This is a genomic window from Mycobacterium sp. 050128 (genome assembly GCF_036409155.1).
GTDB lineage: Bacteria > Actinomycetota > Actinomycetes > Mycobacteriales > Mycobacteriaceae > Mycobacterium.
This window is the reverse complement of the sequence record NZ_JAZGLW010000001.1, coordinates 3,514,000-3,529,743: the sequence shown is the minus strand read 5'-3', so window position 1 is coordinate 3,529,743 and position 15,744 is coordinate 3,514,000. Positions and strand designations below refer to the sequence as shown.

The following is a 15,744-nucleotide window of genomic DNA, read 5'->3' as shown; positions in this document are numbered from 1 at the left end:
CGCTCAGCGTCTCCCGCCCGGCCGTCCGATCATCACAACCGCACGCCGGATCCGTGTGTGAGTGTAAGCCGTGGCGCACGCGTATCTGCGGAGGCGATCGCCGGGCGGGTTATCTTGGTGACGCCGCAAGTGGCCGGACCGGGACCGTTTACATCGAGGGGGACGTAGTTTTGCGCATCGGGAAAATTACGATCGGCGCACTCGATGATTGGACGCTGGCACCAGGCTCCGTCACCTCGTGGCACCCGACGGATGCGGCAAAAGACAAGGTCCGACAAGCGCCTGTCAGCTCTGTGCCGGTCAGTTACATGCAGGGCCAGCATCTTCGGAACTACTGCGAACGGACGGCCGCGGGGCTGAACTTCTCCCGGCAGATCATCGCGACCTGTGAATTACCTGGGACTTGTGATGTCGCGGCGATGGACCATGCGGTGAACGCCTATCTGCGGCGACACGACACGTTCCGCAGTTGGTTCGAGCACACCGAGACCGGTGAGTTCGTCCGGCATACGCTGCGCGATCCGGCCGATATTGAGTTCGCGCCAATCGACCACGGCCAGATGACCGTTGACGAAATACACGCTCATGTCGTGGCCATACCGAACCCGCTGCAATGGGGCTGTTTCACCTTCGGGATCATCCAGAACGAGCGTCATTTCACATTTTTTGCCGCCATGGATCACGTGCACGGGGACGCGACGCTGATCGGCACAACGATGATGGAAGCCAACGGAATGTATTCGGCGTTGAGCAGCGGCGCAGAGGCGCTGGCTCTTCCCGATGCGGGTAGCTTCGACGATTTCTGCATCCGCGAACGCGAGTACACGTCGAAATTGACCGTCGATTCGCCCGAGGTGCGCGCGTGGATTGACTTCGCCGACAACAACAATGGCGGGTTCCCTGATTTCCCGCTCCCACTGGGCAACCCGTTGGAGTCGAGTCGCAGTCAGATGACCTCCGAACTTCTGATGGACGTGGCCCAGACGGAGCGATTCGAATCCGCCTGCACCGCCGCCGGTGCACGCTTCGTCGGTGGCCTGTTCGCCTGCTTCGCCTTGTTAGAGCATGAATTCGCCGGCGCTCTGACGTATTACGGGCTCACGCCCAGAGATTCGCGCACCGCTGCGGACAATTTCATGACACAGGGCTGGTTTACCGGCTTGATTCCGATCACCGTGCCCATCGCGGCCGCCTCTTTCGGTGATGCCGCATGGGCGGCGCAGGCCTCTTTCGATTCCGGGCTGGACATGGCGAAGGTGCCGTACTACCGCGTACTGGAATTAGCGCCGTGGTTGCGCTGGCCGCGGCCAAACTTTCCGGTGTCGAACTTCTTTCACGGCGGCGCCGCTCCGCTCAATGCGATTCTTGCGGCGGCCGACCTGGGCCTCGCGGACAATATCGGGATCTATCCCGATGGTCGGTATTCCTATCAGCTGACCATTTATGTATTCCGGTACGGCGAGGGCACCGTCATGGCGATCATGCATCCCGACAATCCCGTCGCCCTGAAATCAGTGAGACGCTACATGGCGGCGATGAAGTCCGTGTGCGGCCGGGTCGCTGGCAGTGGGCACTGGGGGCGCGTCGCGTAGCGTGAGTCCATCCGAGGCAATAGCTTTTCTCAAGTGCGCGAACTCCAGTCGGGCACAGTACGAACGAGCGCGGCGTAACAGGGCGTCGGCGAGCGCCGCCGGCGGGCGCACCCGACTGCGCCGACCAGGGGCGAGGGCGATATGCGACGGCTGACCGATTTCGTGGTGCGGTGGCCCTGGATAGTGATCGGGCTCTGGGTCGCGGTTGCGGTCGCTTTATCACTGACTTTGCCCTCGCTGAGCGAGATGGCCCAGAAGCATCCGCTCGCGCTCTTGCCCAACGACGCGCCGTCGAGCGTCACCGCACGCGAGATGACCAAGGCGTTTCACGAATCGGGTTCGGAGGACCTGCTGTTGGTGGTCCTGACGGACGACAAGGGGCTCGGCCCCGCCGACGAAGCCGCCTACCGCAAACTGGTGGACACGCTGCGCCAAGACACGCGAGATGTCTTGATGGTGCAGGATTTCATCAGCACCCCGCCGCTGCGCTCGGTCGTGACCAGCAAGGATCACAAGGCATGGGTGCTTCCGGTCGGCGTCGCCGGTGAGCTGGGCACGCCACAGTCCTATGCCGCGTTCAACCGGATCAGCGACATCGTCGAACACTCCGTCGCGGGAACGCCCCTGACGGTCAACGTCACCGGCCCCGCGGCAACCGTCGCCGACCTCACGGTCGCCGGCGAGCAGGACCGGCTTCCGATCGAGCTGGCGATCGCCGTGCTGGTGCTGATCGTCCTATTCGTGATTTATCGCAGTGCGGTCACCATGCTGCTGCCGTTGCTGACGATCGGGATATCGCTGGTCATCGCGCAAGCGGTGGTCGCGGCTTACTCGCTATTCACCGGAGCCGGCGTCTCGAATCAGTCCATCGTATTTCTGAGCGCCATAATGGCTGGCGCCGGAACGGATTACGCGGTCTTCCTGATCAGTCGCTATCACGACTATTTGCGCGCGGGAGCGGATTCCGATCAGGCGATCAAACGCGCAATGTTTTCGATCGGCAAAGTCATCGGCGCATCCGCCGCCACCGTCGGCATCACTTTTCTCCTGATCAGCTTCGCCCGAATGGGAGTGTTCAAAACGGTCGGCGCGTCCTCGGCGATCGGGGTCGGCGTGGCCTTCCTCGCCGCGGTGACATTGCTGCCGGCAATTGTGGCCATCGCGGGGCCGCGTGGCTGGGTCAAGCCACGTCGCGAACTGAGCGCCCGATTCTGGCGGCGGTCGGGCATCCGCATCGTGCGCCGGCCCAGGGCCAATCTGGTCGCCAGCGTGCTGGTGCTCGCCGTCCTGGCGAGCTGCGCGGGGCTGGTGCGCTACAACTACGACGACCGCAAGGCCCTGCCGGCGTCCGCGCCGAGTTCCGTCGGGTATGCCTCGCTGGATCGTCATTTCCCGGTGAATCAATCCATTCCGGAGTACATCCTCATCCAATCGCCGCATGACCTTCGCACGCCGAAAGCCCTGGCGGACTTGGAGCAGATGGCGGACCGAGTCAGCCAACTGCCGAATATCGCTGCGGTCAGCGGCATTACGCGTCCTACCGGAAACGTGCCCGAACAATTCCGGGCCACCTATCAGGCGGGCGCCATCGGCACCCTGCTGGCCGGCGGGTCCACCATGATCAACGACCACACCGGTGATCTCAACCGGCTGGTCGCCGGGAGCGGCACGCTGGCCAACAGCCTGGGCGAGGTCCGCGGTCAGGTCAGCCAGCTCGCGGCCAGCTTGGAGGAACTGCAAAGTGCCTTCTCGTCGGCGAAGAGCCAGTACAGCGGCGACGCGCTGGTCAAACAGGTCGACATCGCAGCCCAGCTCGTCGATCACGTCAACTCGCTCAGCAACGCCATGGGCTGGAATTTCTCGGCGGCCAAAAACGTGTTCGCCTGGATAGGCCCGGTGCTGGCAGCGCTGCAGGGCAACCCGGTCTGCGATGCCGATCAATCGTGCAGCACGACCCGCGGGACATTCGAGCAGCTGGTGGGATCCCGCGATCAAGCGGACCTCGACGCGATCAACGATTTGGCCCACCAACTCCAGGATTACCAGGACAAAAGGGCACTGAAGGCGTCGACGGACCGCGTGCGCGCCGCGTTGGGAAAGCTCACCAAGGTGATGCACTCGATGGGGATGGACAAACCCGGTGGCCTGCAAGCGAATTTGAACAGCGTGCAAGACGGAGCGAACCGGCTCGCCGGCGGCAGCCGGCAAATAGCCGACGCGGTGGCTCAGCTCGTCGACCAAGTCAAACAGCTCGGTTCCGGGCTCGGTGAATCCGCGGCATTTCTGTTGTCACTGAAACGCGATGCGGCACAACCGGCCATGGCGGGATTCAACATCCCTCCCCAGCTGCTGCAGTTAGAGGAGTTCCAGAAGGCGGCCAAGATTTTCATCTCGCCCGACGGCCACTCGGTGCGCTATTTGGTTCAAACCAAGCTGAATCCGTTTAGCACCGAAGCGATGGATCAGGTCAACGCGATTACAGCGGCCGCTCGGGGAGCACAACCGAATACCGCGCTGTCCGACGCCACGATTTCGATGGCGGGGTACACCGTTGGCCTGAAGGACACCCGCGACTACTACCAGCACGACATCCGGTTCATCATCGCGGTAACCCTCCTCGTCGTACTGGTGACCTTGATCGCACTGCTTCGAGCGATCGTTGCGCCGCTGTATCTGGTTGCTTCCGTGGTCATTTCCTATTTGTCGGCGGTAGGTATCGGCGTACTGGTATTTCAATACCTACTGGGCCAGCAATTGCATTGGAGCGTGCCACCGCTGGCGTTCGTGGTGCTGGTCGCGGTCGGGGCCGACTACAACATGCTGCTCGTTTCGCGAATGCGTGAGGAGTCTGGACACAGCATGCGCTACAGCATCATTCGCACGCTCAGCTCGACAGGCGGCGTGATCACCGCCGCTGGTCTGATCTTCGCTGCGTCGATGTGCGGTCTGTTGTTCTCCAGCATCGGCACCGTGGTCCAGGGCGGTTTCGTGATCGGCGTGGGGATTTTGCTGGACACCTTCTTGGTGCGCACCGTCACGGTTCCCGCCATCGCTGCGCTGGTCGGGCGGGCGAACTGGTGGCCATCGCGAGTGGACTTGCGCCGACGCGCCGAGCCGCAACCGGTTAGGGGGTACGCATGATCTATGTGAGACTACGAGACGAATCCGAGCGGTCAGGATCAGGAATGAAGAAGCTACTCGCAGGAGTTTCGGCGCTGGTAACTGTCGGCGCCACAGGATATTTCGGTGTCGGAGCCGCGTCGGCGGACGACACGCCCATCGGCGGACCGCCGACGCCCGGCGCGCCGGGCGACCAGACCGCATTCGCTCTCGGCGGCGCTCACGTGCTGGGCATCCCCTACGACGAGTACATCCGCCAAGAGGGCGCGCAGTGGTTCCCCGGCCAGCAGCGCGAAATCGTGCGCTACCCGGCGGGCCAGGTCCAGGGCCACGTGCTGGAGCGGCTGTTCCCCGGCATCGGCCGCTTCGATGAACTCTTCCCGGGGCTGGGTCTGGACGGCCCCAGCGTCGGCGAGTCGGTCGACGTCGGAGTGAACAACCTCGATGCGGCGATCCGCGCCGGTCGCCCCGGAACCGCGATCGGTTTGTCCGAGGGCGGGTTCGTGGTCGACGGCGAGCAGGCGCGGCTGGCCAATGACCCGACCGCTCCCCCACCGGACAGGCTGAATTTCGCCACCTTCGGCGATCCGATCGGGCGCCACGCCTTCGGGCAGAGCTTCCTGAGCGCCATGTTCCCGGTCGGCAGCACCGTCCCCGCTCTCGACTACACCATGCCGCCACCATACGAAAGTCAATACGACACAAACAGGTTCGTGTCCGCGTACGACTCGATCGCGGACTTCCCCGACCGGCCCGACAACCTGTTCGCGCTCGCCAATACGCTCCTGGGCCTGGCCACCGGTCACACCGCAGTGGCCTTCACGAATCCGAGCATGGTGCCGCCGCAGAACATCAGGACGACGATCAACTCCAGGGGTGCCAGGGACACGACGATCATGGTCCCCGAAAAGCACCTTCCGCTTGTCATGCCGCTGAAATACGTCGGGATCGACGAAGACACGCTCAACAGGCTCGACGCGATCCTGATCCCCCGGGTGAACGCGGGCTACTCGCGAAACGACGACCCGGCGACCGCTCCGGTTCAGGTGGACCCGGTGCACGGGTTTGACCCGGCCGAAGTCACGGCACCGGCCAACCAGGCGACGTTCGGCGGCGGCGCCGATCCGCTGTCACAGATTGTCGCCGGTGCCACGTCCGTGTTGTCCCACGGCACCGGCTGATAACGCGCGAATGTCTGGATCATCGGTCCTCGCCATGCTGCACGGGCGCGCCAGCCTACGGCCGGATGACGTGGCGTACACGTTCACTGACTACGAGGGCAACTGGGACGGTGTTCGCGAGAGCCTCTCCTGGTCGCAGATATCTCGCCGAACACTCAATGTCGCACGCGATCTCGGTCCGCACGGGTCGGTCGGAGACAGGGCCGTCATCCTGGCCCCCCAGGGCCTTGGTTACATTGCGGCGTTCCTGGGATCGATGCAGGCGGGGCTTATCGCCGTTCCACTTCCGCTGCCGCATCGCGGCTCGAGTCACGAGCGGGTAAGCGCCGTGCTGGCCGACACGTCGCCTTCGGTGGTTCTCACCACATCCGCCTTCGCCGAAGACGTCGCCGAATTCGTTGACCAAGCACACATGGACGATGTGCCGAAGATCGTCGAAATCGATTCGCTGAATCTGGACGCTGACGTCGAAAAAAGTGCTCGGACAGCCGATTTACCGAGCATCGCGTATCTGCAGTACAGCTCGGGTTCGACCCGAACGCCGACCGGCGTGCGGATCTCGCACCGAAACCTCGAAGTGAATTTCGAGCAGCTGATGTACAGCTTCTTCGCGGCCGCGCGAACCACAATCCCGTCGGACGTCACCCTCGTGTCGTGGTTGCCCTTCTACCACGACATGGGTTTGATGTTGGGAGTCTGCGCTCCGATCCTGAGCGGCTATCGCGCCGAGTTGACCAGTCCGGTCGGATTCTTGGAGCGACCGGCCAGGTGGGTCCGAGCGCTGGCCGAAAATTCCCACGCATGGTCGTCGGCGCCCAACTTCGCCTTCGACTTGGCCGCTCGCAAGACCACCGACAAAGACCTGGCCGGGCTCGACCTCGGCGGTGTGCTGGGCATCATTAGCGGCGCCGAGCGTGTCGAGCCGGGCACCTTGCGACGCTTCGTAGATCGGTTCGCGCACTTCAACTTTCAAGACCATATGATGCGTCCTTCCTACGGCATGGCCGAGGCCACGGTCTTCGTCGCGAGCGGCACCTGGAGTGAATCGTCGCCGGCGGCCCACTTCGATGCCGAAGCGCTCGGTGCGGGCCGGGTTGAACCGTGCGCGGCCAGGAAGGGCACGGCGCTGGTCAAATACCGGGTACCGCAATCCCCTACGGTGCGCATCGTCGACGGTGAGACGAATCGGGAATGCCCACCGGACTTGATCGGCGAGATCTGGGTGCATGGCGAGAATGTCGCCGACGGCTATTGGCGCAAGCCACCTTCCGAGCAGCGCTGTTTCGGCGCAACACTTGTCGACCCGTCGCCGGGCACTCCGGGTGGGCCGTGGTTGCGAACCGGCGACCTGGGTTTCATCTACTCCGGTGAGCTGTTCATCGTCGGGCGCATCAAGGATCTACTGATCATCCGTGGGCGCAATCACTATCCCGAGGACATCGAGACCACGGTCCAAGAGATCACGCGTGGCCGGGTCGCGGCGATTTCGGTTCCGATGGACGGTACCGAACAACTGGTCACCGTCGTCGAGCTCAAGAAGCGAGCCGACATCGACGAGGACGCTGAGCGATGGCTCAGCGGTGTCAAGAGCGAGGTCACCTCGGCGATATCCAATGCGCACGGTCTCAATGTCGGGGACCTCGTGCTGGTAGCCGCCGGGTCGATCCCCACCACGACGAGCGGCAAGATCCGCCGTGCCGCCTGTGTCGAGCAGTACCGCCAGGACCAATTCGTCCGGCTGGACGCCTAAGACCCCGACCAGTAGGCGGGTTGCACCCTTCGCATAATGGTTCCACCCCCGCAGCGGCAAAGGAGCCACGATGAGCACAGCCAGCCCAGACCGTCCGTTACGTGTCATTCAGTGGACGACAGGCAACATTGGGCGGCGCTCGCTGCACGCCATCATCGGCAGGCCCGACATGGAGTTGGTCGGGGTGTATGCGCACGGGGCGGACAAAGTCGGTGTGGATGCCGCCGAACTCTCCGGCTGGCCGGAGCCGACCGGGGTGCACGCCACCAACGACATCGACGCGCTGATCGCGCTCGGCGCCGATGCGTGTTGCTATAACCCGTTGTGGCCCAACATCGACGAATTGGTTCGGCTGCTGGAATCGGGCGTCAACGTGTGCTCCAGCGCGGCGTGGATCACCGGCGGCAAGCAGACCCCGCAGGACCGCAAACGCATCGAAGACGCTTGCCAGAAGGGCAATTCGACGATCTTCGGCAGCGGTGCGCATCCCGGCATGACGAACATGGTCGGCATGGTGCTATCCGCCTCCTGCGAGCGCGTGGACGAAATCCGGATCACCGAATCGGTGGACTGCTCGACCTACGAATCCGCGGAAACCCAGACGGCGATGGGGTTCTCACAAGACCCCGACACGCCGGGGTTGGCGGACAACGTCCGTCGGGAAAGCGAAGTCTTCGCCGAATCGGCGGCGATGATGGCCGACGCGATCGGGGCCAAGCTGGACAAGATGACTTTCGACGTCACGTTCACCGCGGCCACCGGTGACTCCGATCTGGGCTTCATGAAGATCCCGGCGGGCACGGTCGGCGGTGTGTACGGCTTCCACCGCGGCTGGGAAGGCGACCGCAACGTCGTCAGCGTCGGATTCAACTGGACCATGGGTGACCACGTCGTCCCGCCCAAGCCACTAGAGCACGGCCACGTCATTCAGGTCTTCGGATTGCCCAACATGCGCACCGTCCTGCATTGCCTGCCGCCGAAGGATTGGACGGAGCCCGGGTTCATGGGCCTCGGCATGATCTATACCGCGATGCCGGTCACCAACGCCGTCCCCGCGGTGGTGGCCGCCAAGCCCGGGATCATGACCCTTGCCGACTTGCCGCCTGTCACCGGCCGCCTGGCGCGCTAACCCATATGACTTTGGCCATAGACAGGCCACCCCGGAGGAACGGTTCCGTCCTCTAAGGTTTAGAGTACTTAGCCGAGCAAAGGTTCCGCCGACAATTAAGGTTGTCGACACGGTGGTGAGCTTTCCGAGGCAGGACGGCAGGCCCCCGCGGCGGTGAGCGGAAGGCGGTCAAGGTGAGCGGTTCGCCGAACTCGAATGCCATATCCCAGGTGCTCAAACGGGCGTGGATTCCGATACTGCTGATTGTGGTACTGGCAGTCTCGGCGTTGGTGGTGTCGCGGCTGCACAAGATCTTTGGCTCGCAGGACCTCAACGCGAATGCCGGCAAGGGGATCGAGATCGTGCAGTTCAATCCGAAGGTGGTCGTCTACGAGATCTCCGGCCCGCCGGGTGCCACCGCGAACATCAACTACTGGGACGCGGACGCCAACACTCACCAGGTCAACAACGCGCCGCTGCCGTGGACGACCACGATCTCGACCACGCTGCCGTCCGTCAGCGCCAACATCATGGCGCAAAGTGACGGAAGCCGAATCGTCTGCAAGATCACCGTGGACGGCGTCGTCCGCGACACGCAAAACTCCGATGGCCACAATGCCCAAACCTTCTGCCTGGTGAAGTCCGCATGAGCGATCTCAATAGCAAAAGCCAGCTGGGTGTCGACGACGCCGCCGACACCGGGCCGATCAGCACATCGAGCTCAGGTAAGCCCGAGCGCGGGCACCGCCCCTATCTCCCGCACACCATCCGCATCTTCGCGGTGCCGATCATCCTGATCTGGGTCGCCGTGACGGTCTTGGTGAACGTCATCGTTCCCACCCTGGAAGTCGTCGGCGAGGCACACTCGGCGCCGATGACGCCCTTGGACGCGCCGTCGATGAAGGCGATGATGCGGATGGGCCACAACTTCCACGAATTCGATTCCAACAGCACCGTGATGATCGTGCTGGAGGGCCAACAACCGCTGGGCCCCGAGGCACACCAGTACTACGACAAGCTGATTCGGCAACTGCGCCAGGATCCCAAGCACGTCCAGCACATTCAGGACTTCTGGGGGGACCGACTGACGGCGGCAGGTGCCCAGAGTGCCGACGCCAAGGGCGCGTACGTACAGATCAACCTCGCCGGTAACCAAGGCACCACGCTGGCCAACGAGTCCGTCGACGCCGTCCGCAAGGTGATCGACGAGAACAAGGCACCGCCCGGGGTGAAGGCCTACGTCACCGGTCCCGCGGCGCTGTCCGACGATATGCACCTGATCGGTAACGCCAGCCTGGCGACCATCACGCTGTTCACCCTGGGCGCCATCGCGATCATGCTGCTGCTGGTCTACCGGTCCATCGTCACCACGCTGGTCCAACTGTTCATGACCTTTGTCGCGCTGGCCTGTTCACGTGGAGTGGTCGCGGTTCTGGCCTACCACAACGCATTCGGGCTGACGACGTTTGCCGCCAACATCCTCACCATGCTGGCGATTGCGGCGGGAACGGACTACGGGATCTTTCTCGTCGGCCGCTACCAAGAGGCCTTGCGCGCCGGCGAGGATCGAGAATCCGCGTACTACACCACATTTAAGGGAGTCGCGCCGGTCGTCTTGGGCTCGGGACTGACGATCGCCGGGGCGACCTACTGCCTGAGCTTCTCGCGGCTGCCCTGGTTCAACACGATGGGCGCACCCGTGGCGATCGGCATGCTGGTCGTGGTCTTGGCCGGACTTACCCTGGGTCCCGCCGTGATCTTCGTCGGCAGTCGCTTTCACCTGTTCGAAACCAAGCGGGCCGCCAAGCAAGGGCGCCTGTGGCGCCGGGTGGGCACCGCTGTAGTGCGTTGGCCCGCACCCATTTTGGCCGTCAGCGCCGCGGTCGTGCTGGTCGGCATGATCGCCCTGCCGAGCTACGTGACGAGCTACAACGACCGTTACTATCTACCGCTCTCGGCGCCGTCCAACCAAGGACAAGAGGCCGCGAACCGGCACTTCTCCGAGGCCCGGATGAACCCCGACCTGTTGATGGTCGAATCCGACCATGACATGCGCAACACGGCCGACATGCTGGTGTTGGACCGGGTGGCCAAAAACGAGATGCGCACGCTCGGCATCGCCATGGTCCAGGACATCACCAGGCCTCTGGGCATTCCGATTCAGCACAGCTCGATTCCGTTCCAGAACAGCATTCAAAGCCAGACGACGATGCAGAACATGGGCTTCCTCAAGGAGCGCATGAACGACATCCTCAGGATGGCCGACGATCTGCAGACCCAGATCGACACCACGCAGCGCCAGTACGAGGTGTCTCTTGACCTGTCTCATGCCGCCGATGACAGCGCCAACACCACGGCGGTGACCTCGGAGATCACCGACAACCTGCGCAACCACATCGCGGATTTCGACGACACCTTCCGGCCGGTGCGGACGTACTTCTATTGGGAGAAGCACTGTTTCGACATTCCACTGTGCTTCGGGCTGCGGTCGCTGTTCGACACGTTGGACGGCTTCGACCAGCTCGCCGAGCAGTTCCACTACCTGACGGCCGACATCAAGCACACCGCCCAGGCCACCCACGACCTGAATGCGCTGTTTCCCACGCTGATCACGACCCTGAAGACGACCAGGGGCATCACGCTGACGCTCTACCAGACGTTCAAGGCGATGATCAACCAGATGGAGGCGATGAGCAACACCGCCATCGTGATGGGGCAAAGCTTCGACCAGTCGAAGAACGACGACTTCTTCTATCTGCCGCCGGAAGCGTTCGACAATCCCGACTTCCAGACGGGTCTGCGGATGTTCTTGTCGCCGGACGGTAAGTCGGCGCGGTTTTTCATCACCCATCAGGGCGATCCGATGACGCCGGAAGGGATTTCGCGGGTCGAGGCCGAGCGCACCGCCGCGCAGGAGGGGCTGAAGCAATCCTCGCTGTCCGATGCCAGGGTGTATCTGGGCGGTACCGCCGCGACCTTCAAGGACATGGCCGACGGCGAGAAGTACGACCTGATGATCGCCGTGGTATCCGCGCTGACGCTGATCTTCATGATCATGTTGCTGCTCACCCGGAGCGTGGTGGCCGCGCTGGTCATCGTCGGCACGGCGGCCAGTTCTATTGCCGCGTCATTCGGTCTGTCCGTATTGATTTGGCAGGATCTGTTCGGCATCAAGATCCACTGGATCGTCGCCGCGCTCTCGGTGATCATCCTGCTGGCGGTCGGATCTGACTACAACCTGCTACTGGTCTCCCGATTCCGAGAAGAGATTCACAACGGACTCAAGACCGGCATCATCCGGTCGATGGCCGGCACCGGTGGAGTGGTGACGGCCGCCGGTCTGGTGTTCGCGTTCACGATGGCCTCGATGCTGGGCAGTGACCTGCGGGTGCTGGGCCAGTTCGGGTCCACCGTCTGCATCGGTCTGCTGCTCGACACGCTCATCGTGCGCACGCTCTTGATGCCGTCCATCGCGACGCTGCTCGGACGCTGGTTCTGGTGGCCACAAGTCGTGCATCCGCGCGGCAACTACGGTCTGCCGCCGGCCCCGGCCGCGCCGGCCGCGTCAGCTGCCAGGAGCTAGGTCCAGGCACACCGCGACGGCGCCGGGGCCGACATGCACGCCAAGCACCGGCCCCAGCGAGGTGACGATCGCGGGCTCGCAGGCCGGTAGCCGCTGGGCCAACGCGGCGGCCACTTCGTTCGCGCCGTCGGGGTTGACGACGTGGTGCACCGCAACGGCCGCGGAATCGTCGCCGACGATTTCGCAGACCCGGTCGAGCATCGCCGTCGTCGCCTTGCTGACCGTCCGTACCCGTTGGGCCAGAACGAGTTTGCCGTCATCGATGCGCAGCAGCGGCTTCAGCGACAGCGCGGTGCCCAGCCACGCCTTGGCGCCACCGATCCGGCCGCTGCGCCGCAGATTGTCCAAACCGTGCACCACGATGAACGCGTGAATGCGGTGTACCGCCGAGTTCGCTGCGGCCACAACGGTTTCGAGGTCAGCACCGCGGGCCGCGGACCGCGCCGCGGCCAGCGCGACGAAGCCGGTGCCCATCGCCGCCGACCGCGAGTCGATGACGCGCACGGCCGGGCCGATTTCAGCTGCGGCCCGTTGGCCCACGCCACAGGTGCCCGATAGCGCCGACGAGATATGCACTGCCACCACACCATCGCCGCCGGAGTCCGCCAGCGCCGTGCGGTAGGCGGCGCCGAGTTCGGCGGGGGTGGCCGCCGCGGTCGTGGCGTGGTGCGCGTAGACATCGTCGGGGATCTCGTCCACACCGTCGCGCAGGTCGCCCCCGTCGAGCAGGACATGCAGCGGGACAACGCGTATCGCCCACTTTTCCAGCAGATCGGCCGGGAGGCGCGACGAGGCATCGGTCACCACCACGACGGCCATGCGTTAACCGCGCGACTTCTCGTTGGGTACGCCGTCCTGATTGCGCGGCGCCTCCTCATCGCGCTGCGCGTCCTGCATCGTTGCCACGCCGGCCTCGGCGAGCGCCTTGATCATCAGTTCCGCGACGGCCTGGTGGGCTTCGAAATTCCAGTGAATACCGTCGGGATTGCCGCGTCCACTCATCACCTGTTCGGCCACGGCGGCTTTGAGATCGACCAGCGGAATGTCGTGCTGTTGCGCCCATTCCGTGATCGCCGCCACGGTGCCGGCGCGGCTATGGTGGGCTTTTCCGTAGGTCTCGGCAATGTGCACCGACGGCAGCGATGCGACGAACGGGATACCCGGCCGGTTGAAATCGATCGCGGCCCTGGTCTGTTCGAGATAGTCAGCGGTCAAATGCGGTGGCAACGCGGGCCGAGCCACCGGCGACAGCCTGGGCTGCACCCAGCCGTAGCCGTCGCGGACCCAGCGCCGCAGCCACGGCGGGCGGACGTAGCGGATCAGCTCGCGCAACGCCGTAGGCAGCACCGACGGCAGCGAATCCATCCCGCAGGTCGCGAAGATCACCGCGCCCGCCCTGGGCAGCGCCGCCCACGACCGCGGGTCCTGCGTGGCGGCCCACCACACGTCACGGCAGGTCCAGCCGATGCGGCCGATCAACTCCAGTTCCCAACCCAGTTGCGAGGCAACGATATTGGGCCAGATGCGGGGATCGTCGGCAGGCAGTCCCCCGGTGGGGCCGTAGTAGGACAGCGAGTCGGCGAAGACCAGCAGCGTCGGCCGTATGTCAGAGGACATCGTTGGAGACCTGCGCCGAAGCGTTCCACACGTCGAGGCGCCAGCGGATGCTGTCAAAGTCGCCGCCGGAGTCGTGGGAGTGGCCGGAGAGCTGCACCCAGCTAGCATTGCCCATCCCGCCCAGGATCGGCCAGTTGGCGACCGGAAGCTTCAGCAGCGCAGCCGATAACGCGGCGATCAGACCGCCGTGGGCCACCAGCACCACCGGCCGCCCCGGTTCGTCCGCGTCTCCCCATTCCGGTTCGCCGGCCACCAGCTCGGCGACCAGCGGCACGCTGCGCCCGGCGACGTCGACCCTGCTTTCCCCGCCGTGCGGTGCCCAGGTGGCGTCGTCACGCCAGGCGAGCCGGGCGCCCGGGGCCTGCGCGTCAACCTCGGTGTGGGTCAAGCCCTGCCAGTCGCCCAGATGCGTCTCGCGCAGCCGCTCGTCCACCCGAACCGGCAAGCCGGTCCGCTCCCCCAGCATGACCGCGGTGTCGTAGGCGCGATGCAGATCCGACGACACGATCAGCAGCGGCTGCAACTTGCCCAGCACCTCCGCCGCTGCGCTCGCCTGCGCCCGGCCCAGCTCGGTGAGCGCGGAGTCCAACTGCCCCTGCATCCGGCTGCCGGCATTGAAGTCCGTCTGCCCATGCCGCAACATCAACAGGCGACGGATACTCATTGCGCGCTCGCCGAATCTTGCGAACCGCCCGACAAATCCACCGGAATAACCGGGCAGTCACCCCACAAGCGGTCCAGGGCATAGAAATTGCGATCGTCCTGGTGCTGAATGTGCACGACGATGTCGCGGTAATCCAGCAGCGTCCAGCGTCCCTCCCGAGCACCCTCGCGGCGGGCGGGCTTGTAGCCGGCCTTCTGCATTTTCTCCTCGACCTCGTCGACGATCGCGTTGACCTGCCGCTCGTTGGACGCCGAAGCGATGACGAAGCAGTCGGTGATGACCAGTTGCCCCGAGACGTCGATCACCACAACGTCGTTGGCGAGCTTGGCGGCCGCGGCGTTCGCCGCGATCGTCGCCATGTCAACGGCTTCCTGCGTGGCGCTCATGGGTTGTTCCCCGCCGAAAGGCTGGACGGCGTTGGGCCGAGCGTCGCTTTGGCCTCTCCCTCGACGGGGGCGCGGTAGAGCCGGCGTTTGGAGACGTATTGCACGACGCCGTCGGGCATCAGGTACCACAGCGGACGGCGCTGGGCGGCTCGCTGGCGGCAGTCGGTCGACGAGATCGCCAGTGCCGGAACCTCGACCAGGGTCAGCGCATCCTTGGCCAGTTCGCCGAGTACTTCGGTGATGTGCTCGTGGCGCAGCTCGTAGCCGGGCCGGCTGACACCGATGAACCGCGCCAATTGGAACACCACTTCCCAGCCCTGCCAGGACAGGATGGATGACAAGGCGTCGGCTCCGGTAATGAAGAACAGCTCGGAGTCCGGGTTGAGGGCGTGCAGGTCCTGCAGGGTGTCCTTGGTGTAGGTGGGGCCGGCGCGGTCGATGTCGACCCGGCTGACCGAGAACCGGGGATTGGAGGCGGTGGCGATCACCGTCATCAGATACCGGTCCTCGGCGGCGGAGACATTGCGGGTCTTCTGCCACGGCTGACCGCTGGGCACGAACACCACTTCGTCGAGGTCGAACAGGTCGGCCACCTCACTGGCGGCAACCAGGTGCCCGTAATGGATGGGGTCGAATGTCCCACCCATCACTCCCAGCCTGCGACGGCGCTTTTGCACGATTTGCCAGCTTACCGGGCCGCTCGAGCCGGGCAGTCGCCGCGCTGTCGTCACATACGCCACATC

At 64.4% G+C, this 15,744-nt stretch carries 12 protein-coding genes; 7 read left to right on the top strand and 5 right to left on the bottom strand.

Annotated elements, in window-relative coordinates; genetic code table 11:
* Positions 1 to 170 precede the first annotated feature (170 nt).
* From SKC41_RS16910 to SKC41_RS16880, 7 genes are all read left to right on the top strand, one after another.
* The gene (locus tag SKC41_RS16910; protein WP_330978620.1) at positions 171 to 1,592 is read left to right on the top strand and encodes a condensation domain-containing protein; all 1,422 of its coding nucleotides are present in this window, start codon (positions 171 to 173) and stop codon (positions 1,590 to 1,592) included.
* Positions 1,593 to 1,733: 141 nt separating this feature from the next.
* Complete coding sequence (locus SKC41_RS16905; RefSeq protein WP_330978619.1) at positions 1,734 to 4,733, top strand: MMPL/RND family transporter; 3,000 nt, start codon at positions 1,734 to 1,736, stop codon at positions 4,731 to 4,733.
* 44 nt (positions 4,734 to 4,777) lie between these two features.
* Positions 4,778 to 5,893, top strand: coding sequence for an acyltransferase PE (pe, locus tag SKC41_RS16900; protein ID WP_330978618.1), 1,116 nt, complete (start codon positions 4,778 to 4,780; stop codon positions 5,891 to 5,893).
* A 10-nt stretch (positions 5,894 to 5,903) separates the two neighbouring features.
* Entirely contained in the window at positions 5,904 to 7,643 is a 1,740-nt protein-coding gene (locus tag SKC41_RS16895) for an AMP-binding protein (protein WP_330978617.1), read from the top strand.
* A 70-nt stretch (positions 7,644 to 7,713) separates the two neighbouring features.
* Positions 7,714 to 8,772, top strand: a complete 1,059-nt coding sequence (locus SKC41_RS16890; RefSeq protein ID WP_330978616.1) for an NAD(P)H-dependent amine dehydrogenase family protein — start codon at positions 7,714 to 7,716, stop codon at positions 8,770 to 8,772.
* Positions 8,773 to 8,972: 200 nt separating this feature from the next.
* Positions 8,973 to 9,401 (top strand): MmpS family transport accessory protein, encoded by a 429-nt coding sequence (locus SKC41_RS16885; RefSeq protein ID WP_330978933.1) that lies wholly within the window; start codon positions 8,973 to 8,975, stop codon positions 9,399 to 9,401.
* Complete coding sequence (locus SKC41_RS16880) at positions 9,398 to 12,334, top strand: MMPL/RND family transporter (RefSeq protein WP_330978615.1); 2,937 nt, start codon at positions 9,398 to 9,400, stop codon at positions 12,332 to 12,334. The genes SKC41_RS16885 and SKC41_RS16880 overlap by 4 nt, the downstream gene beginning before the upstream one ends.
* Here the strand turns inward: SKC41_RS16880 and SKC41_RS16875 are convergent.
* Genes SKC41_RS16875 through nadD form a run of 5 tightly spaced genes read right to left on the bottom strand, consistent with a single transcriptional unit; the run spans position 12,317 to position 15,678 of the window.
* Positions 12,317 to 13,153, bottom strand: a complete 837-nt coding sequence (locus SKC41_RS16875; RefSeq protein ID WP_330978614.1) for a DegV family protein — start codon at positions 13,151 to 13,153, stop codon at positions 12,317 to 12,319. The two genes, SKC41_RS16880 and SKC41_RS16875, sit on opposite strands and share 18 nt — an antisense overlap.
* A 3-nt stretch (positions 13,154 to 13,156) precedes the next feature.
* Positions 13,157 to 13,951, bottom strand: a complete 795-nt coding sequence (octT, locus tag SKC41_RS16870; RefSeq protein WP_330978613.1) for a diglucosylglycerate octanoyltransferase — start codon at positions 13,949 to 13,951, stop codon at positions 13,157 to 13,159.
* Entirely contained in the window at positions 13,941 to 14,615 is a 675-nt protein-coding gene (gpgP, locus tag SKC41_RS16865; protein ID WP_330978612.1) for a glucosyl-3-phosphoglycerate phosphatase, read from the bottom strand. Before gpgP ends, octT begins: the two co-directional genes overlap by 11 nt.
* Positions 14,612 to 15,001 carry a ribosome silencing factor gene (gene rsfS, locus SKC41_RS16860; RefSeq protein WP_330978611.1) on the bottom strand — a complete coding sequence of 130 codons (390 nt, stop codon included), beginning with the start codon at positions 14,999 to 15,001 and terminating at the stop codon, positions 14,612 to 14,614. The genes gpgP and rsfS overlap by 4 nt, the downstream gene beginning before the upstream one ends.
* Positions 14,998 to 15,678 carry a nicotinate-nucleotide adenylyltransferase gene (gene nadD / locus SKC41_RS16855; RefSeq protein WP_330978610.1) on the bottom strand — a complete coding sequence of 227 codons (681 nt, stop codon included), beginning with the start codon at positions 15,676 to 15,678 and terminating at the stop codon, positions 14,998 to 15,000. Before nadD ends, rsfS begins: the two co-directional genes overlap by 4 nt.
* Positions 15,679 to 15,744: the final 66 nt, after the last annotated feature.

Bases quoted from the DNA above. Each gene is read 5' to 3' on its own strand.
- SKC41_RS16875 (WP_330978614.1), bottom strand. From the start codon at position 13,153: ATGGCCGTCGTGGTGGTGACCGATGCCTCGTCGCGCCTCCCGGCCGAT.
- gpgP (WP_330978612.1), bottom strand. From the start codon at position 14,615: ATGAGTATCCGTCGCCTGTTGATGTTGCGGCATGGGCAGACGGACTTC.
- SKC41_RS16895 (WP_330978617.1), top strand. From the start codon at position 5,904: ATGTCTGGATCATCGGTCCTCGCCATGCTGCACGGGCGCGCCAGCCTA.
- octT (WP_330978613.1), bottom strand. From the start codon at position 13,951: ATGTCCTCTGACATACGGCCGACGCTGCTGGTCTTCGCCGACTCGCTG.
- SKC41_RS16890 (WP_330978616.1), top strand. From the start codon at position 7,714: ATGAGCACAGCCAGCCCAGACCGTCCGTTACGTGTCATTCAGTGGACG.
- pe (WP_330978618.1), top strand. From the start codon at position 4,778: ATGAAGAAGCTACTCGCAGGAGTTTCGGCGCTGGTAACTGTCGGCGCC.
- SKC41_RS16880 (WP_330978615.1), top strand. From the start codon at position 9,398: ATGAGCGATCTCAATAGCAAAAGCCAGCTGGGTGTCGACGACGCCGCC.
- rsfS (WP_330978611.1), bottom strand. From the start codon at position 15,001: ATGAGCGCCACGCAGGAAGCCGTTGACATGGCGACGATCGCGGCGAAC.
- SKC41_RS16905 (WP_330978619.1), top strand. From the start codon at position 1,734: ATGCGACGGCTGACCGATTTCGTGGTGCGGTGGCCCTGGATAGTGATC.